Annotated in this window: 19 protein-coding genes; 16 read left to right on the top strand and 3 right to left on the bottom strand. The window is 70.0% G+C overall.

The window, feature by feature from the left end; genetic code table 11:
* Nucleotides 1-283 precede the first annotated feature (283 nt).
* On the top strand, nt 284-685 hold the full coding sequence (locus ACWGKQ_RS11950; protein WP_453291765.1) for a PPOX class F420-dependent oxidoreductase: 402 nt from the start codon (nt 284-286) through the stop codon (nt 683-685).
* A gap of 387 nt (nt 686-1,072) precedes the next feature.
* On the opposite strand, the gene ACWGKQ_RS11945 is transcribed toward ACWGKQ_RS11950, so the two are convergent.
* The gene (locus ACWGKQ_RS11945) at nt 1,073-1,444 is read right to left on the bottom strand and encodes a MerR family transcriptional regulator (protein WP_453291764.1); all 372 of its coding nucleotides are present in this window, start codon (nt 1,442-1,444) and stop codon (nt 1,073-1,075) included.
* A gap of 118 nt (nt 1,445-1,562) precedes the next feature.
* On the opposite strand from ACWGKQ_RS11945, the gene ACWGKQ_RS11940 reads away from it, so the two are divergent.
* Together ACWGKQ_RS11940 and ACWGKQ_RS11935 are read left to right on the top strand one after the other, a co-directional pair.
* Nucleotides 1,563-2,654, top strand: coding sequence for an alkene reductase (locus ACWGKQ_RS11940; protein ID WP_453291763.1), 1,092 nt, complete (start codon nt 1,563-1,565; stop codon nt 2,652-2,654).
* Nucleotides 2,655-2,680: 26 nt separating this feature from the next.
* Nucleotides 2,681-3,040 carry a putative quinol monooxygenase gene (locus ACWGKQ_RS11935; RefSeq protein ID WP_453291762.1) on the top strand — a complete coding sequence of 120 codons (360 nt, stop codon included), beginning with the start codon at nt 2,681-2,683 and terminating at the stop codon, nt 3,038-3,040.
* Between the two features lie 315 nt (nt 3,041-3,355).
* On the opposite strand, the gene ACWGKQ_RS11930 is transcribed toward ACWGKQ_RS11935, so the two are convergent.
* On the bottom strand, nt 3,356-4,288 hold the full coding sequence (locus ACWGKQ_RS11930) for an alpha/beta fold hydrolase (RefSeq protein WP_453291761.1): 933 nt from the start codon (nt 4,286-4,288) through the stop codon (nt 3,356-3,358).
* Between the two features lie 453 nt (nt 4,289-4,741).
* On the opposite strand from ACWGKQ_RS11930, the gene ACWGKQ_RS11925 reads away from it, so the two are divergent.
* The 6 genes from ACWGKQ_RS11925 (at nt 4,742) to ACWGKQ_RS11900 (ending at nt 9,796) form a co-directional block, all read left to right on the top strand.
* Entirely contained in the window at nt 4,742-5,356 is a 615-nt protein-coding gene (locus tag ACWGKQ_RS11925) for a TetR/AcrR family transcriptional regulator (protein ID WP_453291890.1), read from the top strand.
* Nucleotides 5,357-5,628: 272 nt separating this feature from the next.
* Nucleotides 5,629-6,087, top strand: a complete 459-nt coding sequence (locus tag ACWGKQ_RS11920) for a winged helix-turn-helix transcriptional regulator (protein ID WP_453291760.1) — start codon at nt 5,629-5,631, stop codon at nt 6,085-6,087.
* 127 nt (nt 6,088-6,214) lie between these two features.
* Nucleotides 6,215-7,063, top strand: coding sequence for an alpha/beta fold hydrolase (locus ACWGKQ_RS11915; RefSeq protein ID WP_453291759.1), 849 nt, complete (start codon nt 6,215-6,217; stop codon nt 7,061-7,063).
* 16 nt (nt 7,064-7,079) lie between these two features.
* On the top strand, nt 7,080-7,478 hold the full coding sequence (locus ACWGKQ_RS11910) for a nuclear transport factor 2 family protein (RefSeq protein WP_453291758.1): 399 nt from the start codon (nt 7,080-7,082) through the stop codon (nt 7,476-7,478).
* Nucleotides 7,479-7,622: 144 nt separating this feature from the next.
* A complete protein-coding gene (locus ACWGKQ_RS11905; RefSeq protein ID WP_453291757.1) occupies nt 7,623-8,381 on the top strand; it encodes an IclR family transcriptional regulator in 759 nt (252 codons plus the stop codon).
* Nucleotides 8,382-8,596: 215 nt separating this feature from the next.
* On the top strand, nt 8,597-9,796 hold the full coding sequence (locus ACWGKQ_RS11900; protein WP_453291889.1) for a PP2C family protein-serine/threonine phosphatase: 1,200 nt from the start codon (nt 8,597-8,599) through the stop codon (nt 9,794-9,796).
* A 36-nt stretch (nt 9,797-9,832) separates the two neighbouring features.
* Here ACWGKQ_RS11900 and ACWGKQ_RS11895 read toward each other — a convergent pair whose 3' ends face one another.
* Nucleotides 9,833-10,258, bottom strand: coding sequence for an ATP-binding protein (locus ACWGKQ_RS11895; protein WP_453291756.1), 426 nt, complete (start codon nt 10,256-10,258; stop codon nt 9,833-9,835).
* 200 nt (nt 10,259-10,458) lie between these two features.
* Between ACWGKQ_RS11895 and ACWGKQ_RS11890 the strand changes: the two genes are divergently transcribed.
* The 7 genes from ACWGKQ_RS11890 (at nt 10,459) to ACWGKQ_RS11860 (ending at nt 18,262) form a co-directional block, all read left to right on the top strand.
* The gene (locus ACWGKQ_RS11890) at nt 10,459-11,226 is read left to right on the top strand and encodes an IclR family transcriptional regulator (protein WP_453291755.1); all 768 of its coding nucleotides are present in this window, start codon (nt 10,459-10,461) and stop codon (nt 11,224-11,226) included.
* Nucleotides 11,227-11,268: 42 nt separating this feature from the next.
* The gene (gene glpK / locus ACWGKQ_RS11885; protein WP_453291754.1) at nt 11,269-12,789 is read left to right on the top strand and encodes a glycerol kinase GlpK; all 1,521 of its coding nucleotides are present in this window, start codon (nt 11,269-11,271) and stop codon (nt 12,787-12,789) included.
* Between the two features lie 177 nt (nt 12,790-12,966).
* Nucleotides 12,967-13,359 carry an SCP2 sterol-binding domain-containing protein gene (locus ACWGKQ_RS11880; RefSeq protein WP_453291753.1) on the top strand — a complete coding sequence of 131 codons (393 nt, stop codon included), beginning with the start codon at nt 12,967-12,969 and terminating at the stop codon, nt 13,357-13,359.
* A gap of 59 nt (nt 13,360-13,418) precedes the next feature.
* Nucleotides 13,419-14,648: an acyl-CoA dehydrogenase family protein gene (locus ACWGKQ_RS11875; protein WP_453291752.1), complete on the top strand. Its 1,230-nt coding sequence runs from the start codon at nt 13,419-13,421 to the stop codon at nt 14,646-14,648.
* Nucleotides 14,645-15,730: a hypothetical protein gene (locus tag ACWGKQ_RS11870; protein ID WP_453291751.1), complete on the top strand. Its 1,086-nt coding sequence runs from the start codon at nt 14,645-14,647 to the stop codon at nt 15,728-15,730. Before ACWGKQ_RS11875 ends, ACWGKQ_RS11870 begins: the two co-directional genes overlap by 4 nt.
* Nucleotides 15,727-16,692 carry a HesA/MoeB/ThiF family protein gene (locus tag ACWGKQ_RS11865; RefSeq protein WP_453291750.1) on the top strand — a complete coding sequence of 322 codons (966 nt, stop codon included), beginning with the start codon at nt 15,727-15,729 and terminating at the stop codon, nt 16,690-16,692. The genes ACWGKQ_RS11870 and ACWGKQ_RS11865 overlap by 4 nt, the downstream gene beginning before the upstream one ends.
* A gap of 142 nt (nt 16,693-16,834) precedes the next feature.
* Complete coding sequence (locus ACWGKQ_RS11860; protein WP_453291749.1) at nt 16,835-18,262, top strand: MFS transporter; 1,428 nt, start codon at nt 16,835-16,837, stop codon at nt 18,260-18,262.
* Nucleotides 18,263-18,270: the final 8 nt, after the last annotated feature.

The raw sequence follows: 18,270 nt of genomic DNA, 5'->3' as shown, positions 1-18,270 counted from the left end.
GCATCCTCGCCCACGTAAACCCAGTGCCGTCTCCCAAGAGCGGCGCCCCGCTCCGCCAGCTTGACCGGTCGCGATGCCCCGGGTCCGGACGGTGCCCCGGCCCTCGCCCGTCAACATCGACCTGCTCGTCGTCCGCCCGCGCGCCCACGCCGCCCTGCACAAGGTGTGCCGCGAGCTCTGTGCCGCGGCCGGTGCGCGGTTCCCGGGGCTGGGCGAGGGCCGGTCTGCACGCGTGGCTAACGTGGGCCCGGCATCCACCGGTCCTACACCTGGAGAAACCCTCGTGCCCGTACCCCTCGGCGAGAACGTGGTGGCGATGTTGCGACGCCCCAGCACCTGCTACATCGCCACGACGATGCCCGACGGCTCGCCCCAGCTCACCCAGACATGGGTCGACACCGACGGTGAGCACGTCCTGATCAACAGCGTGGAGCTGCATCAGAAGACCCGGAACATCGCGCGCGACCCGCGGGTGGCCCTAGCGGTCTCCGACCCCACGGAGCCGTCCTCCTACGTCCAGATCCGCGGCCGTGTGGTGCGGGTGACCACAGAGGGAGCGGTCGAGCACATCGAGGCGCTCGCGCAGAAGTACCTTGGCGGGCCCTATCCGTGGTTCGGCGGCCGCGACCAGGTCCGGGTGATCTACGTGATCCAGCCCGAACGGATCACCAGCCCCCGCGGCTGAGCTCTGACGGGCCGGGGACACCTGGTCACCGGCCTGGCCCGCACCGACCTCGCCGCAGACGCACTCGCCGCCGACGGGATCACCCCCGTGTCCGCAGACCTGGATTCCAGGCGCTCCGCCACGATCGACGCGGCACTGGGCCGATGCCGTCCTCTACACCGCTACACCGCCCTGGCCGACCCGGTGGTTGAGGCTGCGACGGTCGACGGTCTGATCCGCGCCATGGCCGGAACCGGCAGGACACTGATCTTCCTCTCCGGCAGCGGCGTGCTCCTGCAACGCACCGCGGGCGCCTGGAGCCAGGACTCCTTCGCCGAGCACGACCCCTTCGTCGTCGAACCCCTGGCGACCTCCCGCAAGGCCGCCGACGAGACCGTCCCGACCTCCTCAGGCGGCTGCCCGGCGGCCGTCGCGGTCGGCCCGGGCCGCGGCCATCAGACCGTCGAGCGAGTCGCGGGTGTGCAGCAACTCCTCGATGTGGGCGGAGAGCCGGTCGCGCTCCTGGGCCATGCGTTCCAGCGCGGAGTCGGAGTTCTCGTCGCTGGGTGCGTCGCGGCACGGCATCAGTTCGAGGATCGTGCGGCTGGACAGCCCGGCCACGTACAGGCGCTGGATGAAATCGACCCGCTCGATGTCGTCCTCCGTGAAGTGCCGCTGGCCGCCGCTGCTGCGGGTGCTGACGAGAAGTCCCTGCTCCTCGTAGTAGCGCAGTGAACGGACACTCACCCCGGTCCGCGCCGCGAGTTCACCGATCCGCATCTCACCCTCCCGACCGTGACCTTGGCCCAGGACTTGCATCTCACATTGATGTCAGGTTTTAGCGTACCTGTCGGGCCCGCCGTTCCCGGGCCCTCGCCCCGTACGAAGGAGTTCCGGCATGACCGGCAAGACCGGCACGACCACGCTGTTGGACCGCTACCGTCTCGGCGGTCTGGAGTTGCCCAACCGGATCGTGATGGCCCCGATGAGCCGGGTCCGGGCGGCGGCCGGGAGCCTCGCCACCCCGTCCATGGCGGTCTACTACGCCCAGCGGGCCACCGCAGGGCTGATCGTCACCGAGGGGGTGCAGCCCAGTCTGGTCGGGCAGTCCAACCCGGGCACCCCAGGCCTGTACACCGAGGAGCAGGTGGACTCCTGGCGGCCCGTCACCGACGCCGTACACGCCAACGGCGGACGTATCTTCGCCCAGATCATGCACGGCGGCCGGGTCTCGCACCCCGACACCACCGGCCTCCAGCCGGTGGGACCGTCCGCCGTCGCCGCCGTGGGCGACGTGTTCACCCCGAAGGGGCCGCAGCCCGCGCCGGTCCCGCGCGCCCTGGACCTCTCCGAGGTGCCCGGACAGGCCCGCTCGTACGCCGAGGCCGCCCGACGCGCCGTCGACGCCGGCTTCGACGGCGTCGAACTGCACGGCGCGAACGGCTACTTGATCTCACAGTTCCTGTCGTCCAACGCCAACCTGCGCACCGATTCCTACGGCGGCCCGATCGCCCACCGGATCCGCTTCGCCGTCGAGGCGGTCGCCGCCACGGTCGACGCCGTGGGCGCGGCCCGCACCGCGATCAGGCTCTCCCCAGGCGGCACCTTCTGGGGCGTCGAGGAGACCGAGGTACCGGAACTGTACGCGGCCCTGCTCGCCGAACTGGCCCGTTTCGACCTCGCCTACGTGCACCTGGAGGCGACCGCCGAGGAGGAGGTGCTGGCCGGGCTGCGCCGCGCATGGCCGGGCAGCCTGGTCGTCAACCCGGTGGTACCGATGGGCCCCAAGCAGACCGACCGGACTGCCGCCGACCACTGGCTCGGCCTGGGCGCGGACCTGATCAGCTTCGGCCGCGCCTTCATCGCCAACCCCGACCTGGTGGAACGGCTCCGCACCGGCCTGCCGCTCGCGCCCGCCGACCCTGCCACGTACTACCAGGGCGGCGACACGGGCTATGTCACCTACCCCGCCTACCAGTACACCGTCTGACCGGACACGAAGGACGAGGAAGAACGATGGATTCGCCGAACAAGCTCCAGGACGACGCCCGGACGGCCGTCATCATCGCCGGTCGGGTTTTCGTCCCTGCCGAGGACGTCGAGACGTTTGTCGCCGAGGCGCGGGCGACGTCATACCCACTTGCTGCGGCGAACCCGGGGAACGTGATGATCTCGTTCTGCGTGGAGGACGCGGCGGCCGGAACCGTCACGGTGCTCGAACAGTGGGCATCCCAGGAAGCCCTCGACCGGCACGTGGCCACACCGGAGGTCTCGGCGCTCCTCACCAAGTGGGGACCGCGCATACGCAATGAGGTGCGCAGGTTCGATGCCGAGCAGACGGACCCCGGGGCCGGAGCCGAGCCGCGGGTCCGGTAGGCAGCGCTCCCGGCCGCCGAGGTGGCCGCACGCCGGCCTGTCCCACACCTTCGACAGAGGGGCTTGGCACGTGGCCTTGCCGATCTGAGGCTCGCCGTCTTCTTCAATAGGGGGATCAACTGGGGGCTGTCCGTGGCCTGCTCCGCGGTCAGGACGTACGCCGGGGGGCGGGACCTGCGGTCGGCAGCGAGGTGGACCTTGACGGTCGACCCGCCGATGGAGTGTCGAGAGGCGGGGCTTTGAGCCGCAGCCTGCTCAGAGGGTTCGCGGTGAGCCGGCACAAGCAGGACGCCTGGCGGGCAGGTTCGGCCGGCGTCAGTCGCCTTGGGCGAGGAAGCCGGCCAGAGCGGCGGCGACGGCGTCAGGTTGTTCGTCCGGGATGAAGTGCCCTGCGTCCGGCACGACGATCCCGGTGATGTTGTCGGCCCACAACCGGAGGGAACCTGCCATGTCAGGGATGGAGCCGTGGCTGCTGGAAATCCCGAGAACCGGCACCGTCAGGTGCTGTTGTTCAAGGGCCTCGTGGTTCTTCCGAGCCGATTCAGCGGCGTCTCGGTAGTAGGCCAGGGAGGCGCGGAGTCCGCCGTCAGCGGCGACGGCCGCGGCGTACTGCTCGATCTCGGCGTCGTCGAAGGTGTCGGGGGAGAGGGTTTTGGCCCTCAGGAACCAGCCGACGTACTCGCGTTCGCGGCCTGAGAGCAGTGTCTCGGGCAGGTCGGGCACGAGATGGAATGCGAAGTGCCAGGTCTTCCACGCCACCTCGGGGTCGGTCGGGATGGTGTCGGGGAGCGTGATGCCCGGGATTCCGGCGTCGAGCAGTGCGACGCCACGCAGCCGGCTCTCGTACTTCAACGCGAGGGAGAAGGCGACCCACGCGCCGATGTCGTGGGCGGCCAACCAGTATGTGGAAACCCCGAGCACTTTCACCGCGTCGTGGACGTGCTCGGCGACCGTGTGCGTGTCGTAGCTGCCGTCCGGGCGTTCGGAGTGGCCCTGGCCCGGCAGGTCGATCGCGATGACGTGGAATCGGTCGGCCAGCTGGGACATCACCTTTCGCCATGCCCACCAGGTTTGCGGGAATCCGGCGAGCAATACCACGGCTGGGCCGTTCGCCTGGCCTCCCTCAACGGCATGAAGTCTGATTCCGTCCGCGTCGACCCAGCGGTGGGTGAATCCGGCCAGGTCGTGCAACGGCAGGTCGCGAACAGGGTTGTCGGAGAAACGGGCGGTAATCGCAGGATCGGTCATGGTTTTCCTTCATCGGTGTTGGGTGTGCTCGTTGAATGGCGCTCGATGTCCGTGTCGTTGCCGGATCCTATAAATATTCAATTGGCATGTTTATGGTTTACGGCGCCATTATGAACTCATCTGGGGTTTTCGACCGGAGTGCGTGCCCACCTTCGTTCTGGTCGATGGTCTGGCCGAGGAGTCCCAGGGCCAGCGTGGACACGATCGTGCCGGTGTAGGCGAACAGTCAGAACCCGGCGCGCGCCCGGCGTCCGTCGACGGGCGGAACGGCCTGTACGCGGACGTCTGGCGCGATGTCGTCGATCATCGTGCGGCTTTTCGAGTGCGAGAACCGAGACCTCCACGTTAACCATCTTGGATCGACCGGTCAAAGATAATTCGACCGATCGATCCAAGATGAGAGTAGGCTCGCAGCGCAGACGCGACAGGGACGTGAAGGAGGAGGTGCACGCCATGTCCGGCCGCAAGCAGTTCGACATCGGTGCGGCGCTGGACCAGGCCATGCGGGTGTTCTGGGAGCGCGGATACGCGGACGCCTCGCTCGATGCCCTCGGTTCGGCCACCGGCCTCGGCCGGGGCTCCCTCTATGGCGCCTTCGGCAACAAGGAAGCGCTCTTCGGCAAGTGCCTCGACCGCTACTCGTCGATCTACGGCGCGCAGTACGAGCAGGCGCTCGCGGCGCATCCCGGAGATCCGGTGCGCGCGGTCGAGGCGTTCTTCGACGTCGTCCTGGGCCGTATCGCCGACCCGTCGGTCCCCGTGGGGTGCCTCATCGCCCAGTCCGCCGCGCAGTCACTGACGCTGACGGAGGAGGGCGGCGTGCGGGTGCGTGGCCTGCTCGACATGCAGCGCCGGCGGATACGCGCCGCACTGGCGGACTCCCCTGCCAACAGTCGAACGCTCGACGAGCTCGCCATGTTCGTCGTCGCCGTCAACCAGTCGCTGGCCGTACTGAGCCGTGCCGGCACCTCGGACGCCGAGCTGCGCTCCGTGGCCCGGCTCGCATGCACAACGGTGGCGGACACCCTTGCCCGGACCGCATCCGCGAACGTTGCCCGCGATTCCTGAGGGCGATGGTGCGGCTGCCGATGCCGGTCCAGACTGCCGCCATCGCGGAGCACCTTGGGCGCGTTGACCGCGCGCGGCGTGCCCGGATAGCTGGCGAACATGCCGATGACGTCGGCCATCTCGTCGTTGGTGGCGTCGTGCCGCAGTTGCTTCCAGGCGGACCCTCGGCTGGTCGTCCGCGTCGCCGACGGCTGCAAGAGGTTCACTAGTAACATTGGAGGACTACTTGCAATTCAATACCACTGGTACCGGGTAGTCGACGAGGAGAAGCCGTGTCCGAACGTACGAGTCACGTCACCTTCCAGCACGGGCAGGAGTTCCTGGCCGCGATCTCCGAGCGCTGGAACTACCAGATTCTGCGTGAGGTGTTCTTCGGTGTCGGCCGGTTCGGTGAACTCAAGCGGGCGCTCGGTATCTCGGCGAACATCCTCACCGCGCGGCTCAACAGCCTCACCGAGCTGGGGCTGCTCACCAAGCACGCCTACCGGCCGGACAAGCCGTGGTACGAGTACCAGCTCACCGACAGCGCCCGCGAACTCGTCGTCCCCGCCATCGTGACCATCACGCGGTGGGCCGAAGCCAACGCGGCGGACGGCGACAGTACACGTCACCTGTTGATGCACACGGAGTGCGGGAATCCGACCGACCCGTACCTCGCGTGCAGCAGCTGCCATCGGCCGGTCGAGGCTTCTGCCCTGCAGCCGGTGCCCGCCGAGGACGGACCTCGCTGATCACCCCGATCGATGTGACGTGACGCAGGAAGTGGTTGGTTGCATGGTTGGTTGCATCTTGATACTAGTAGCCATACGCTACCAGTGACGGACTTGCATTTCTCCTTGACTGCGGAGAGGACCGATCATGACCATCAACTGGCTCGAGGGACTCACCGAGAAGCTGATCCCCACCTCACTCGGACTCGTCAACGTCCGCGTCGGCGGACGCCCTGACGGCCCGGCCATGGTGTGCTGGCCCAGTCTGATGATGGACGGCACCATGTGGCAGTACCAGTACGAGCACTTCGCTCCCACCCAACGCGTCGTCCTCGTCGACAGCCCCGGCCACGGCAAGTCCGACGCTCTGCGCAGGCTCATCGACCTCAAGGACTGCTCCGACGCGCTCGTGGAGATACTCGACGCGCTCGGCATCGACAGGTGCATCCTCGTGGGCAACAGCTGGGGCGGCATGCTCGCCGGGGTCTTCCCCGCCTATCACCCGCAGCGCACCGCGGCGGCGATCGGCATCAACTGCACCGCATCCCTGCCCACCATGTTCGAGAGCATCTGGGCCACCGCGCTGTCCGCCTACCTCTCGCTGCACGCGAAGATGCCGCCGTTGGCCGCCAAGGCCGCGCGCGGCGCGTTCGCCGGCCCCACCGCCGAGGCGACCAACCCCGAATTCCTCGACTTCACCGACTTCGTCCTGCGGGACGACCCGAAGTCGGTCGCCTGGGCGCTGCGCAGCATCCTCATCGGCCGTAAGGACGAGCACCGCCGCTTGAACACCATCCAGAACGTGCCCGTCCTGATCATCGCCGGCGAGGAGGACAGCCAGTTCCCCGTGCACGTGGTGCGGAAGATGGCCGACGCCATCGAGGGCAGCACCTTCCGCGTGCTGCAGCACACGGCCCACCTCGCCGCGCGTGAGAACCCGGAGGCCGTCAACGCCGAAATCGACGCGTTCCTCGGCGCCCTGCCCACCGCGGCCTGATCAGGAGACCACCACCATGTCAGACACCGCACACGCGAAGGCCGTACCCGACTGGGTCCTGAAGTTCATGGAAGCCATCGACACCCTGGACTTCGATGAGGGCTTCGCGCCAGTGACCGAGGACACCGACATGTACTTCGGCACCGCACACGTTCACGGTGTCGAGGCCATCAAGGCCTTCTTCGTCAAGATCGACGCACCGCTGGACATCACCCATGAGGTCCTGGAGTACTGGGCCGCCGGCGACGGCGTCCGCCTGCTTCGTGGCGAGGCGACCATGGCCAAGAAGAGCGAGCCGGACCAGGTGGTGCGCGCCCCGTTCATGCACATCTTCTACCTCGACCAGGAAGAGCCGGTGCGTGTCCGGGCGCTCCGCGTCACCGCGGGCCCGCTCCGGACCGACGCCGTGATGTGACCGCTTTCCAGGGGCGGCCGGGTCGGCGAAGAGCTCCGCGCCCACCTCGGTGGCGGCGTCATCCGTCTCTTCCCCGGTCCAGGTGGTCGGCGGGCCGGAGCTCCGCGTCTTGCCCGTGCCGGGTGTCGGGGGCACGCTTGTGGCATGAGCGTTCATGAGAGTCCCACGCTCATCATGTCCGTACAGCGTGCCTTCCGGCTGCTGGAGGCGGTGAGCGCGCACGAGAACGGTGCCCCCGCGAAGCAGCTGGCGCGCGAGACGGGGCTGCCCCTGGCCACCGCTTACCACCTGCTGCGGACCATGGTCCACGACGGGTACGTGCGGAAGCTGCACGACGGTGGCTTCGTCCTGGGTGACAAGATGCAGACGCTGCACACCGCGGGTCACACCCAGGCCCTGCTCAGCCGGGTCCGGCCGACGCTCGCCGCGCTCCGCGACGAGTTGGTCACCGCCACCTACCTGACGTTCTACGAGGAGGGCGAGATCAGCGTCGCCGAGATCGTCGACGGCCCTCGCGCGCCCCGGGTCGACCTCTGGGTGGGATTCGAGGACGCCGGGCATGCCACCGCACTGGGCAAGTCCGTACTGCGCGAACTGGACCAGGAGTCCCGCCGTGACTACCTCTCCCGGCACGATCTCGCCGACCTGACGCCACGGACCATCACCAGCCTCCCGGAACTGCTCCGGAACCTCGACGCCTCGCCCATGGCACCGGCGGTCACGGACCTCGAGGAGTACTCGCTCGGCACGGTGTGCGTCGCCGTGCCCATCTACCGCGGTGACATCCTCGGCTCGCTCGGTGTCTCGCTCCCGGCGGAGCGAATCGCCCGCCTCCCGGAGGCCAGGGCCCGGCTGCTCGCGGCCGCGGACCGTGTGACGAGGGGCCTCTCGCTCACTATCTGAAATCCGTCTCCTTGTGGCTTGCGGGCCGAACCTCTTTCCTGGATGAAAAGGACAAGTAGGGCTTAAGGCTCGTATCAGCGAGGATTGCGGACAGAGACATGAGGCAGGCGCGAGACCATGGTGGCAACCACTGGCCGTTGCGGCCGCTCCGGAAACCAGTGCCCGGCCTGGGGTCGCCGGTCCCCAGGCGCGCCGCCTCACAACTGGCCGTGGGCATGCCCGTGGTGCCGGTTCTGATCGTCTCCGGCATCGCGCTCGTCGACGTCTTCGCCGGATCCGGGATGTTCTGGCTGCCGCTGCTGGCGGCCGGACCGGCTCTCGCCGCCAGCACCAACGGTCCCCGAGGCGTCCTGTGCGTGGGATTCCTCGCCGCGGTGCTGGGCGCGACCCTGGGCATCCAGGAGGCGGGTCCGGGACGCGAAACGGCGGCCGTGCTCTCGGCAGTGCTGGCCGTCACCCTGGCGAGCGCCCTGGCCAGCGCACTGCGCGGGCGCCGGGAACGGGTGCTCGCCGCCGTCCGCTCGGTCGCGGAGGCCGCCCAGCACGCCGTACTCAAGCCCATCCCGGAGACCGTCGGCCCGTTCCGGGTGGCGGTCCGCTACAGCGCCGCGGCGGCGGAGGCCAGGATCGGCGGTGACCTCTACGCCCTGGTGCCCACCCCGCACGGGGTCAGGCTGATCGTCGGCGACGTACGCGGCAAGGGACTGCCGGCGGTGGAGATCGCCGCACTCGTCCTCGGCGTCTTCCGCGAGGCCGCGTACGACGAGCCCGATCTCCTCGCCGTCGTCGGCAGGATCGAGCGGAGCCTGGCACGCAACCTCGGGCCCGACGACTTCGTGACCGCGGTGGTCGTGGGACACCCGCGCCCCGGGGAACTCGAGGTGGTCAACTGCGGACACGCACCGCCCCTGCTGATGCCCGGGTCAGGAGGCGTCATCGCGGTCGAGGCCACCCGTCCGGCTCCGCCCCTCGGCCTGCGCGCCCTCGTCGGCGAGCCCCCCTGCCTGGAGATCCTGCCCTTCTCCGACGGCGACCAGCTGCTGCTCTACACCGACGGGGTCATCGAGGCCCGCGACCGTGCTCAGGATTTCTACCCGCTGGCCGAGCGAGTGGCCCGCCATGTGTCCGGCGAGCCGGAACACATCCTCTCGGCGGTCCACGAAGAACTGCTGGCGCATGTGGGCGGCCGGTTGCACGACGACGCGGCGCTGCTCCTGCTGCGTATGCAGGACGCGGGCGAACCGGTCCCGTCCGCATCGGAGGTACGCGAAACGGCCCTTCCGGAGCCGGAAGGGCCTGAGGGGCCTGAGGAGTGCGGCGCCGTTTCCGTGGTGTCGCGCAGCCGGTCCGCGGTCGTCGGCTCCGAGGGCGGTAGGCAGACGGATCCCGCGTTCTCATCGGGACGTGGACGCTGACGGGAGGTGGGCCGGGCGGAGTGGACCCCCGCCGTTTCACACCGCGACGAGATCGGCCCAGCGGGTGACCGCGCCCGGACGGATCTGTATGCCGTACCGAGTCGCCAGCGCGTGGACGATTCCCTCGCCCCGGCCGTGCTCGTCCGGATCGATCCCCGCGGGCGGCTGTCCCGCCGTCCGCGCGGGACCCGAGTCGGTGACCTCGACGTGCAGCGTCCCGAGACCGGCGTCCCGCAGCCACGAAAGCCGCAGCACCGCCGGGGGCAGGGCATGCACGATCGCGTTGGTGAGCAGTTCCGACACCACCAGCAGTGCGTCCTCGACAACGTCCGGGGACACCTGCCAGGCGGCCAGGACCGCGCCCGCCCGCCGTCGTATGTCCGGGACGGCACCGGCGACGGGCGGCACCGGGAAGACGTATTCGCTCGCCTCCCGCACCCGCATGTTCAGCTGTACCGCCATCTCGTGTCTCCAGGGGTGAGGGTCACAGGCCCCCGCATCGCGCGCCTCGGCACGTTGCCGGGCCTGAATGCACGCTAAGCAGCCGGGCGGGGTCGGTCAATGAACGTGGGTCGGCATTACCGAACGCCGCCGTGCTCCCCGCCGCCGCGGCGCCCTGCGCACGCACGGCAGACCTGCCGAGACGGTAATAGGCTCGATTCATGACCGGTCCGGTCCAGTCCATCGAACGGGCGGCCGCGATCCTGCGCCTGCTCGCCGGTGGGCCCCGCCGACTCGGGCTCGGGGAGGTGGCGGCCTCCCTCGGGCTCGCCAAGGGGACCGCTCACGGCATTCTGCGCACGCTCCAGCACGTGGACTTCGTGGAGCAGGACGCGACGACCGGGAAGTACCAGCTCGGCGCCGCCCTGCTGCACCTGGGCACGAGCTACCTCGACGTCAACGAGCTCAGATCCAGGTCCATCAACTGGGCCGACGCCCTCGCCGCCCGCAGCGGGGAGGCGGTGCGCCTGGGCACGCCCCTGGAAGACATGGTCCTGGTCGTCCACCACGTGTTCCGGCCGGACGACACGCTCCAGACCCTGGACGTGGGCTCGCTGCTGCCGCTGCACGCCTCCTCGCTGGGCAAGGTGCTGCTGGCCTACGGGACCGCACCCCTCGACTCCGCCGTGGAATCCGGCCTCGAGGCGTACACCCGGCACACCCTGGTCACCCAGGAACAGCTCACCCGCGCCCTCGCCGAGGTCCGGGAACAGGGCTGGGCCGCCGAGATACAGGAAATGAGCATGGGCGAGGCCGGTCTCGCCGCGCCGATCCGGGGGCACGGCGGCCTCGTCGTCGGCGCCGTCGGGCTGTCCGGCCCGGTCGAGAGGGTCTGCGACAGCCAGGGCCACCCCCGGCCCGGCCTGATCACGCTGCTCCGCGAGGCGGCACGGGCGATCTCCAGAGACCTGGGCGCCGCGCGCTGGTAGCCCCCTGCTCCCTCCGCGACCCATCGGAAGGCGGACCCGATCATGGTGGAGCGTTATGTGATGTCCATCGATCAGGGCACCAATTCCACACGATGCATCCTGTTCGACCGGGGCGGGCGGCTGGTGTCCGTCGCGCAGCGGGAGCACCAGCAGCACTTTCCGAGGCCGGGCTGGGTCGAGCACGACGCCGTCGAGATATGGCAGAACCTGCGACGGGTGGTGTCCGAGGCCACGTCCGGAGCCGGTACGGCCGTCGACGCGGGACAGGTCGCCGCCATCGGGCTGGCCAACCAGCGGGAGACCACGGTGCTCTGGGACCGGCGTACCGGAGCGCCGCTGGGCCGGGCGATCGTCTGGCAGGACACCCGCACGGCGCCGCTGGTCGAGGAGCTCAGGGAGCGGCCCGGAGAGGAGTTCTTCCTCGACCGGTGCGGTCTGCCGCCCTCCACCTACTTCTCGGCGCTGCGCATCCGCTGGCTGTTCGACCACGTCAAAGGCCTGGAACAGCGCGCGAAGGACGGCGAGGTGCTGTTCGGCACGATGGAGAGCTGGCTGATCTGGAACCTCACCGGCGGCGTCGACGGCGGACTGCACATCACCGACGCCACCAATGCCAGCCGCACCATGCTGATGAACATCCACACCCTCACCTGGGACGAGGAACTCCTGGCCTTCTTCGGCGTGCCCCGCCCGATGCTGCCCGAGATCAGATCCAACGCGGAGAGGTACGACGAGGCGCACGCGCTGCTTCCCGGCGTTCCCATCACCGCCGCACTGGGCGACCAGCAGGCCGCCCTCTTCGGCCAGACCTGCTTCGCCCCGGGAGAGGCCAAGTGCACCTACGGAACCGGCAGCTTTCTGCTGCTCAACACCGGTACCGAGGTCATACGGTCCCGCCACGGACTGCTCACCACGGTCGCCTACAAAATCGGGGACCGGGAACCCGTCTACGCCCTGGAAGGGTCCATCGCCGTCACCGGCGCACTGGTCCAGTGGTTCCGGGACCGGCTGGGACTGATCAGCAGCGCGCCGGAGATCGAGACGCTGGCGCGGACCGTCGAGGACAACGGCGGCTGCTACATCGTCCCCGCCTTCTCCGGCCTGTTCGCACCCCGCTGGCGCAGCGACGCCCGCGGCGTCATCGTCGGCCTCACCTCCTACATCACCAGCGGGCACCTGGCCCGGGCCGTCCTGGAGGCCACGGGCTGGCAGACGCGTGAGGTCGTAGACGCCATGAACGCCGACTCCTCGGTACCGCTGAAGGAGCTCAAGGTGGACGGCGGCATGACCGCGGACAACCTGCTCATGCAGTTCGTCGCCGACGTGCTCGACGTGCCCGTCGTACGGCCCATGGTCTCCGAGACGGTCTCCCTGGGCGCCGGCTACGCCGCCGGGCTCGCCGCCGGCTACTGGCCGGACCTGGAGGTACTGCGCCGCAACTGGCACCCGGCCGCCCGATGGCTGCCGGGAATGGACCCCGGCCACCGCGAGTCGGAGTACGACAACTGGCAGCGGGCCGTCGAACGGTCGCTGGGCTGGATCAGATCGTCCGGGTCCTCCTGAGGGAATTTCCTTTCCGGTATCTGTTCTCCGCCGCCCGGTTCTCGCGCCTCCTTTCCATGTCCTGTCCGCTTCCCTTCGGCATTGTGTTGGCACGGTGGATGCAGGCCGTGACGGCCCTTAACGTTCTTTCGTGGGCGCTTTCGCGCAGGGAAAACGAGCGAAGAGCGAAGGGGGAACATGTCCGTCTTTCCGTCCGGTGAAATGGCCGTGAAGGTCTTCAGTGGTTTGTTCACCGTATTGCTGGAGGACGACGATTTCGTGGCGAAGGCCCGGCGGGAGGGGCTGTCCGTGCGGCTCCTCCACACGAAGCCCGACTGCGAGATCCTCGTGACACCGCAGGGCGTCCGGGTCGGCGAGGAGCAGGCGGGGCCGGCGGCGATCACGCTCCGGATGTCCTGCGACACGGCCCACGCGCTGTGGATGGGGCAGCTCATGGTGCCCGTCGCCATCGCCACGGGCCGGCTCCGGATCCGCGGCAAGGTCGCCAAGGTGCTGGAACTGGTGCCGATGCTGCGCCCCGCGTTCGACCGGTACCCCGAGATCGCGGCCGCCGCCGGCATCGGCGCGTGAGCCGCCGCGGGGCAAGCCGTCCCGAACACCGAACCGACGCACAAGGAGTGACACCGCACGTGAACACCGCTCTCTTTGAATCCGTGTCCGAGACGGCGCTGAACTTCGACGTACTGCCGAACGGCGTCGACCAGTTCAGGGAGGCCGCGAAGGAATTCGCCCGGAACATCGTCAAGCCCCGTGTCCAGGAACTGGACCAGAAACCGGCGGCGCATTTCGACTGGGACCTCGTCGGTCACGGCCACCGGATCGGTCTCACCCGCGCGGCGATTCCGAAGGAATACGGCGGCCTGGGGGTGGGGATGCTGGGCGTCGCCACCGCCCTCGAGGAGGTGGCCGCGATCTGCCCGGGCACGGCACTGGTCTTCGGGGCCACCCTGCTCGGCCAGGCGCCGATCCTGCTGTCCGGCGATCCGCGGCTGCAGGCCCGCTTCCTGCCCCTGTTCTCCGGCGACGAACCCGTCCTCGCCTGCAACGCGGTCACCGAGGAGGACGCGGGCTGCGACCTCATCGTCCCCGACCAGGCCGAGCACGCGCGCAATGTCACGACCGCCCGCAGGGACGGCGACGCGTACGTACTGACGGGCCGCAAGCGCTTCATCACCAACGCGAAGGTCGCCGCGTTCGCCTCCGTGTTCGCCAACATGGCGGGCAGCCCGGGGGCGACCGGACTCACCTCCTTCATCGTTCCCCTCGACCTGCCCGGCGTGGTCCGCGGACCCGTGGCGGACAAGATGGGATACCGCGCATGTCTGGGCAGCGAGCTGGAGTTCCACGACGTCCGGGTGCCCGCCGAATACCTGGTCGGCGCGGAGGGCGAGGGCATGGCCATCAACATGGCGCAGAGCAACATGGCGCGCGCCGCGGTGGCCGGCATCTCCACGGGGGTGGCGCGCAGCGCCCTGGAACAGGCGGTCGCGTGGTGCGGTGAACGCGTCCAGGGCGGGCGCCACCTCAAGGACCAGCAGTTCACGGCGGCGAAGCTGGCCGGCATGGCGGCCAGGGTCGACGCCGCCCGCATGCTGTACCTGCGGGCGGCGGACAAGGTCGACAACGAACTGCCACCACCGGTCTACGAACCGGCCGCGGCCAAGCTGTTCGCGGACCGGACCGCGATCGACGTGGCGGAGACGGCCCTCTCCCTGCTCGGCGCCCGCGGCTATCTGCGCTCCTACGGAGTGGAGAAGATGATGCGGGACGCGCTGGGCACCCGGATCTACGAGGGCACCCCCGAGGTCCTGGCGCTCGCCATCACCGAGAGCCTCTACGCCGAGCGGGACGAGTGGTGAGCGCCGCCGGACGAGCCACCGGCCCCGCCTTACCCGCCACCCCGGCCCAGGAGCCCGCCACCACTTCGGTCCCGGAGCCCGCCGCCACCCCAGTCCCGGAGCCCGCCGCCACTGCGGCCCCGGAGCCCGTCGGCGCTTCGGCCGCCGACCCCGCCGGCACCCGGGACCCCCGCGCCCGCCGCTACGCCCGCGACATCATCGGGCTCCACGACCGGCTCAGCTACCGTCGGCTGCCCACGGAGTTCAGGGGCGAACCGCTCTCCCTCGTCGAGGACCCGCACGCCGCACTGGTCACCGTCACCGGCCGCGACAGCCAGTTCCCCTCCCGCTACCTCAAGGGGATGCTCGGGTTCCGCCTGGCCCAGTACCTCCGGCTGAACTGGATCTCCGCCGCCGCGGTCCACCGCACCGCCGCGTTCCACGAGCCACTGCCGCACTCGTCCGTGGAGAGCATTCACACCGTCACCCTGTGCGCCCGCTCCGGGAAGATCCGCGGCTACGTGGGACTGGCCTGCTCGGCCGACACCGAGAGCCTGCCCCTGGACTCCGCGTGCCGTACCCCGTTCCCGACGGAGGCGGCCCACGGCATCGACCTGCTGGGCCGGTACGCACGGCCCGGCCTGGGCACCCACCAGGCCTTCGAGTTCAAGCGGTTCCTGCGGGACCAGACGATGCCACGGGACGAGCAGCACACCCGGGTCCCCTGGCACCTCATGCTCGGCATCGGCGAGGCGCTGCTCACCCTGGGCGACGGCGTGCGCGTCGTACTCGGCGACGCCAAGGAGCACGTCGCCCTGCGGCATCTGCGGCTGGCCGGCTTCGACCTGCACGTCGTCGAGGGCACGTCGCCGTACCTCTGCGAATCGGATCCCATGGCGCCGATCTACCGGCAGACGGTCGTGGCCAAGCCGTTCGCCGCCCCGGTCCCCGCCGACATCGTCTGGTACCGCGACGTGGTCCGCTCCTACCTCGACGGGACCAGCGACCTGGCCTCGTGGCAGGCCGTGATCACCACCCTGGCCGCCCGCAGGAGGCGTACGGGACACCGTCCCGATCCCGCACGAGAAGGAGCCCACAGGTGACGAACGGCGACCGGGAACCGATGCCCGAGACGACCGCGGGGCCCACGGCGAAGGCCGGGTTCTACGCCGAACTGACCGCCCGGAACGCCGGCGTGGTGCCCGAGGCCGACCAGTGGGCGCTGCGCACGGCCACCGTCCTGGTGGCCGGCTGCGGGTCGATCGGGGGCGCCGCCGTCGAACCACTGACGCGGCTCGGCCTCCAGAAGTTCGTCCTCGCCGACCCGGGGACGTACGAACTCAACAACCTCAACCGGCAGTCGGCGACCGTCGCCGACCTCGACAGGAACAAGGCCGCGCTGGCCGGGGACCGGGTTCGGGCGATCAACCCGCACGCCTCGGTCGAGGTCTGCACAGAAGGCGTCACCCGGCAGACCGTCGAGAGGCTGACGGCCTCCTGCCAGGTGATCATCGACGGGGTGGACGTCACCACCCCCGAGGGCTGGCGGGCCAAACTCCTGCTGCATCACCACGCCGTGCGGCGCAGGCTTCCCCTGATCACCGGCTGGGACATGGCGGGCACCCAGTACGTCCGCTGCTACGACTACCGCCACGTCCGCGAACCGTTCGCGGGGGCCATCGCCCCGCACGACACGGACCGCCACGACATGTGGGAACTGCTGCGCCGGGCCGTGCCGTTGCGGCACGTGCCGACCGACATGCTGGCCGAGATCCGGGCCAACCACGCCCGGACCGACTACAGCTTTCCGCAGGTCGCCTACACGGCCATGGCGTTCGGCGTGCTCAGCTCCCACATGGTGGTCCGGCTGCTGGCCGGGCAGCGGGTACGGCCCGAGGTCCGGCTCGACGTGCACCAGCAGGCCAGGCCGCTGGGGGAGCGGTGGCGCACCCGGGCGCGGTGGCCGGTGGAACTGGGGGCGCTGCTGCCGGAACTCCTGCGGCTGGCCCGCGGTAGCGGTGCGGGCCGGGCACCGCTGGCCGCGGTGGACCGCGACGCGCCCTGAGCCCCCGGCACCGCGGTTGCGACCCACGGGCCGCGCGTTCACCCGCGACGAACCGGGTGCGGACGCGCGGCCCCATGACGCAGGGCCCGGGCGAGGAAATGACGCCGGTGCCCGCGCAGCCATTCCGACCACGGAGGTGGACATGAGTGTTCGGCAACGGACCGTGCTGTGGACGTTCTTCTGCTGTGGCCTGGGCGTGGCCATGGTGTCGCTCGACAACCTCGTCGTCATCACGGCCCTGCCGTCGATCCGCGGGGACCTGGGCGGGAGCATCCAGCAACTGGAGTGGACCGTCAACGCCTACACCCTCACCTACTCGGTGCTGATGCTGACCGGCGCGGCCCTCGGGGACAGGTTCGGCCGGCGGCGGATGTTCGGCATCGGGCTGGGCGTCTTCGTCGTCGCGTCGGCCGCGGCCGCGCTGGCCCCCGGCATCGGCGCCCTGATCGCCGCCCGCGCCGTGCAGGGCCTGGGCGCCGCGCTGTTGATGCCGCTGAACCTGACGATCCTCACGGAAGCGGCGCCCGAACGGCGACGCGGTGCGCTGCTGGGCGCGATGAGCGCCGTGGAAGGCGTCGCGATCGCCATGGGCCCGCTCCTCGGCGGAGCGGTGGTGGAGCACCTGAGCTGGCAGTGGATCTTCTGGATCAACGTGCCGATCGGCGCGGTGGTGCTGCCGGTCGCCCGGTGGAAGCTCACCGAGAGCCACGGCCCCGGCCCCCGCCTGGACCTGGTGGGCACGGTCCTGGCCAGTGCCGGGCTCTTCGGGATCGTCTTCGGCATCATCAACGGTCATGCGGACCACTGGACCGGCGCGCGCGTCCTGCTGTCGCTGGCCGGCGGCGCGGCCGTCCTGACCGCCTTCGTCCTGCGGGAGCTGCGGGTCGAACACCCCATGTTCCCGATGAAGTTGTTCCGCCACCGGACGTTCAGTGCGATGAACGGCGCCGGGCTGCTGATGTTCGCCGGCATGTTCGGGTCGGTCTTCCTGCTCACCCAGTTCCTCCAGGGGCCACTGGGCTACACGCCCCTGGAGGCGGGTCTGCGGATCCTCCCGTGGACCGCGGTGCCCGTTTTCGTGGCGCCCCTGGTGGGCCTGGTCTCCGACCGCGTCGACAGCCGGACCGTCGTCGCACTCGGCCTGGCCTTCCAGGCCCTCGGACTGGGGTGGATCGCCGCCCGGGTCTCGCCCGGGGTCTCGTATCCGTCGCTGATTCCCGCCCTGGTCCTGTGCGGCCTGGGCATGACCTTCTACTTCACGCCCACCGCGAACATGGTGATGAGCGCGGTCGACGCCGGGGAGCGCGGCATGGCCTCCGGGGCGATCAGCGCGCTGCGCGAACTCGGCGGTGTGCTCGGCATCGCGGTGCTCGCCTCGGTGTTCTCCGCGCACGGCGACCTCACCACCGCGGACCGGTTCACGGACGGCATGGTTCCGGCGGTGTGGACCGGCGTCGCCCTGATCGCCTGCGGAGCACTGGCGGTCCTGCTGGTACCGCGGCGCCCCCGCGGTGGCCGGCCCGCCGACCCCGAACCGGCCGTGCCGGGGTGCGTGGGCGACCTGGTGTGAGGGGACGG

It is taken from the genome of Streptomyces sp. NPDC054770 (assembly GCF_053611985.1).
The sequence above is the reverse complement of the archived record's forward strand: the minus strand, read 5'-3'. Positions and strand labels throughout refer to the sequence as shown.

What these genes read in the sequence shown, in the direction of transcription:
- ACWGKQ_RS11945 (WP_453291764.1), bottom strand. Translation starts at nt 1,444, where the DNA reads ATGCGGATCGGTGAACTCGCGGCGCGGACCGGGGTGAGTGTCCGTTCA.
- ACWGKQ_RS11940 (WP_453291763.1), top strand. Translation starts at nt 1,563, where the DNA reads ATGACCGGCAAGACCGGCACGACCACGCTGTTGGACCGCTACCGTCTC.
- ACWGKQ_RS11935 (WP_453291762.1), top strand. Translation starts at nt 2,681, where the DNA reads ATGGATTCGCCGAACAAGCTCCAGGACGACGCCCGGACGGCCGTCATC.
- ACWGKQ_RS11930 (WP_453291761.1), bottom strand. Translation starts at nt 4,288, where the DNA reads ATGACCGATCCTGCGATTACCGCCCGTTTCTCCGACAACCCTGTTCGC.
- ACWGKQ_RS11925 (WP_453291890.1), top strand. Translation starts at nt 4,742, where the DNA reads ATGTCCGGCCGCAAGCAGTTCGACATCGGTGCGGCGCTGGACCAGGCC.
- ACWGKQ_RS11915 (WP_453291759.1), top strand. Translation starts at nt 6,215, where the DNA reads ATGACCATCAACTGGCTCGAGGGACTCACCGAGAAGCTGATCCCCACC.
- ACWGKQ_RS11910 (WP_453291758.1), top strand. Translation starts at nt 7,080, where the DNA reads ATGTCAGACACCGCACACGCGAAGGCCGTACCCGACTGGGTCCTGAAG.
- ACWGKQ_RS11905 (WP_453291757.1), top strand. Translation starts at nt 7,623, where the DNA reads ATGAGCGTTCATGAGAGTCCCACGCTCATCATGTCCGTACAGCGTGCC.
- ACWGKQ_RS11900 (WP_453291889.1), top strand. Translation starts at nt 8,597, where the DNA reads ATGCCCGTGGTGCCGGTTCTGATCGTCTCCGGCATCGCGCTCGTCGAC.
- ACWGKQ_RS11895 (WP_453291756.1), bottom strand. Translation starts at nt 10,258, where the DNA reads ATGGCGGTACAGCTGAACATGCGGGTGCGGGAGGCGAGCGAATACGTC.
- ACWGKQ_RS11890 (WP_453291755.1), top strand. Translation starts at nt 10,459, where the DNA reads ATGACCGGTCCGGTCCAGTCCATCGAACGGGCGGCCGCGATCCTGCGC.
- glpK (WP_453291754.1), top strand. Translation starts at nt 11,269, where the DNA reads ATGGTGGAGCGTTATGTGATGTCCATCGATCAGGGCACCAATTCCACA.
- ACWGKQ_RS11880 (WP_453291753.1), top strand. Translation starts at nt 12,967, where the DNA reads ATGTCCGTCTTTCCGTCCGGTGAAATGGCCGTGAAGGTCTTCAGTGGT.
- ACWGKQ_RS11860 (WP_453291749.1), top strand. Translation starts at nt 16,835, where the DNA reads ATGAGTGTTCGGCAACGGACCGTGCTGTGGACGTTCTTCTGCTGTGGC.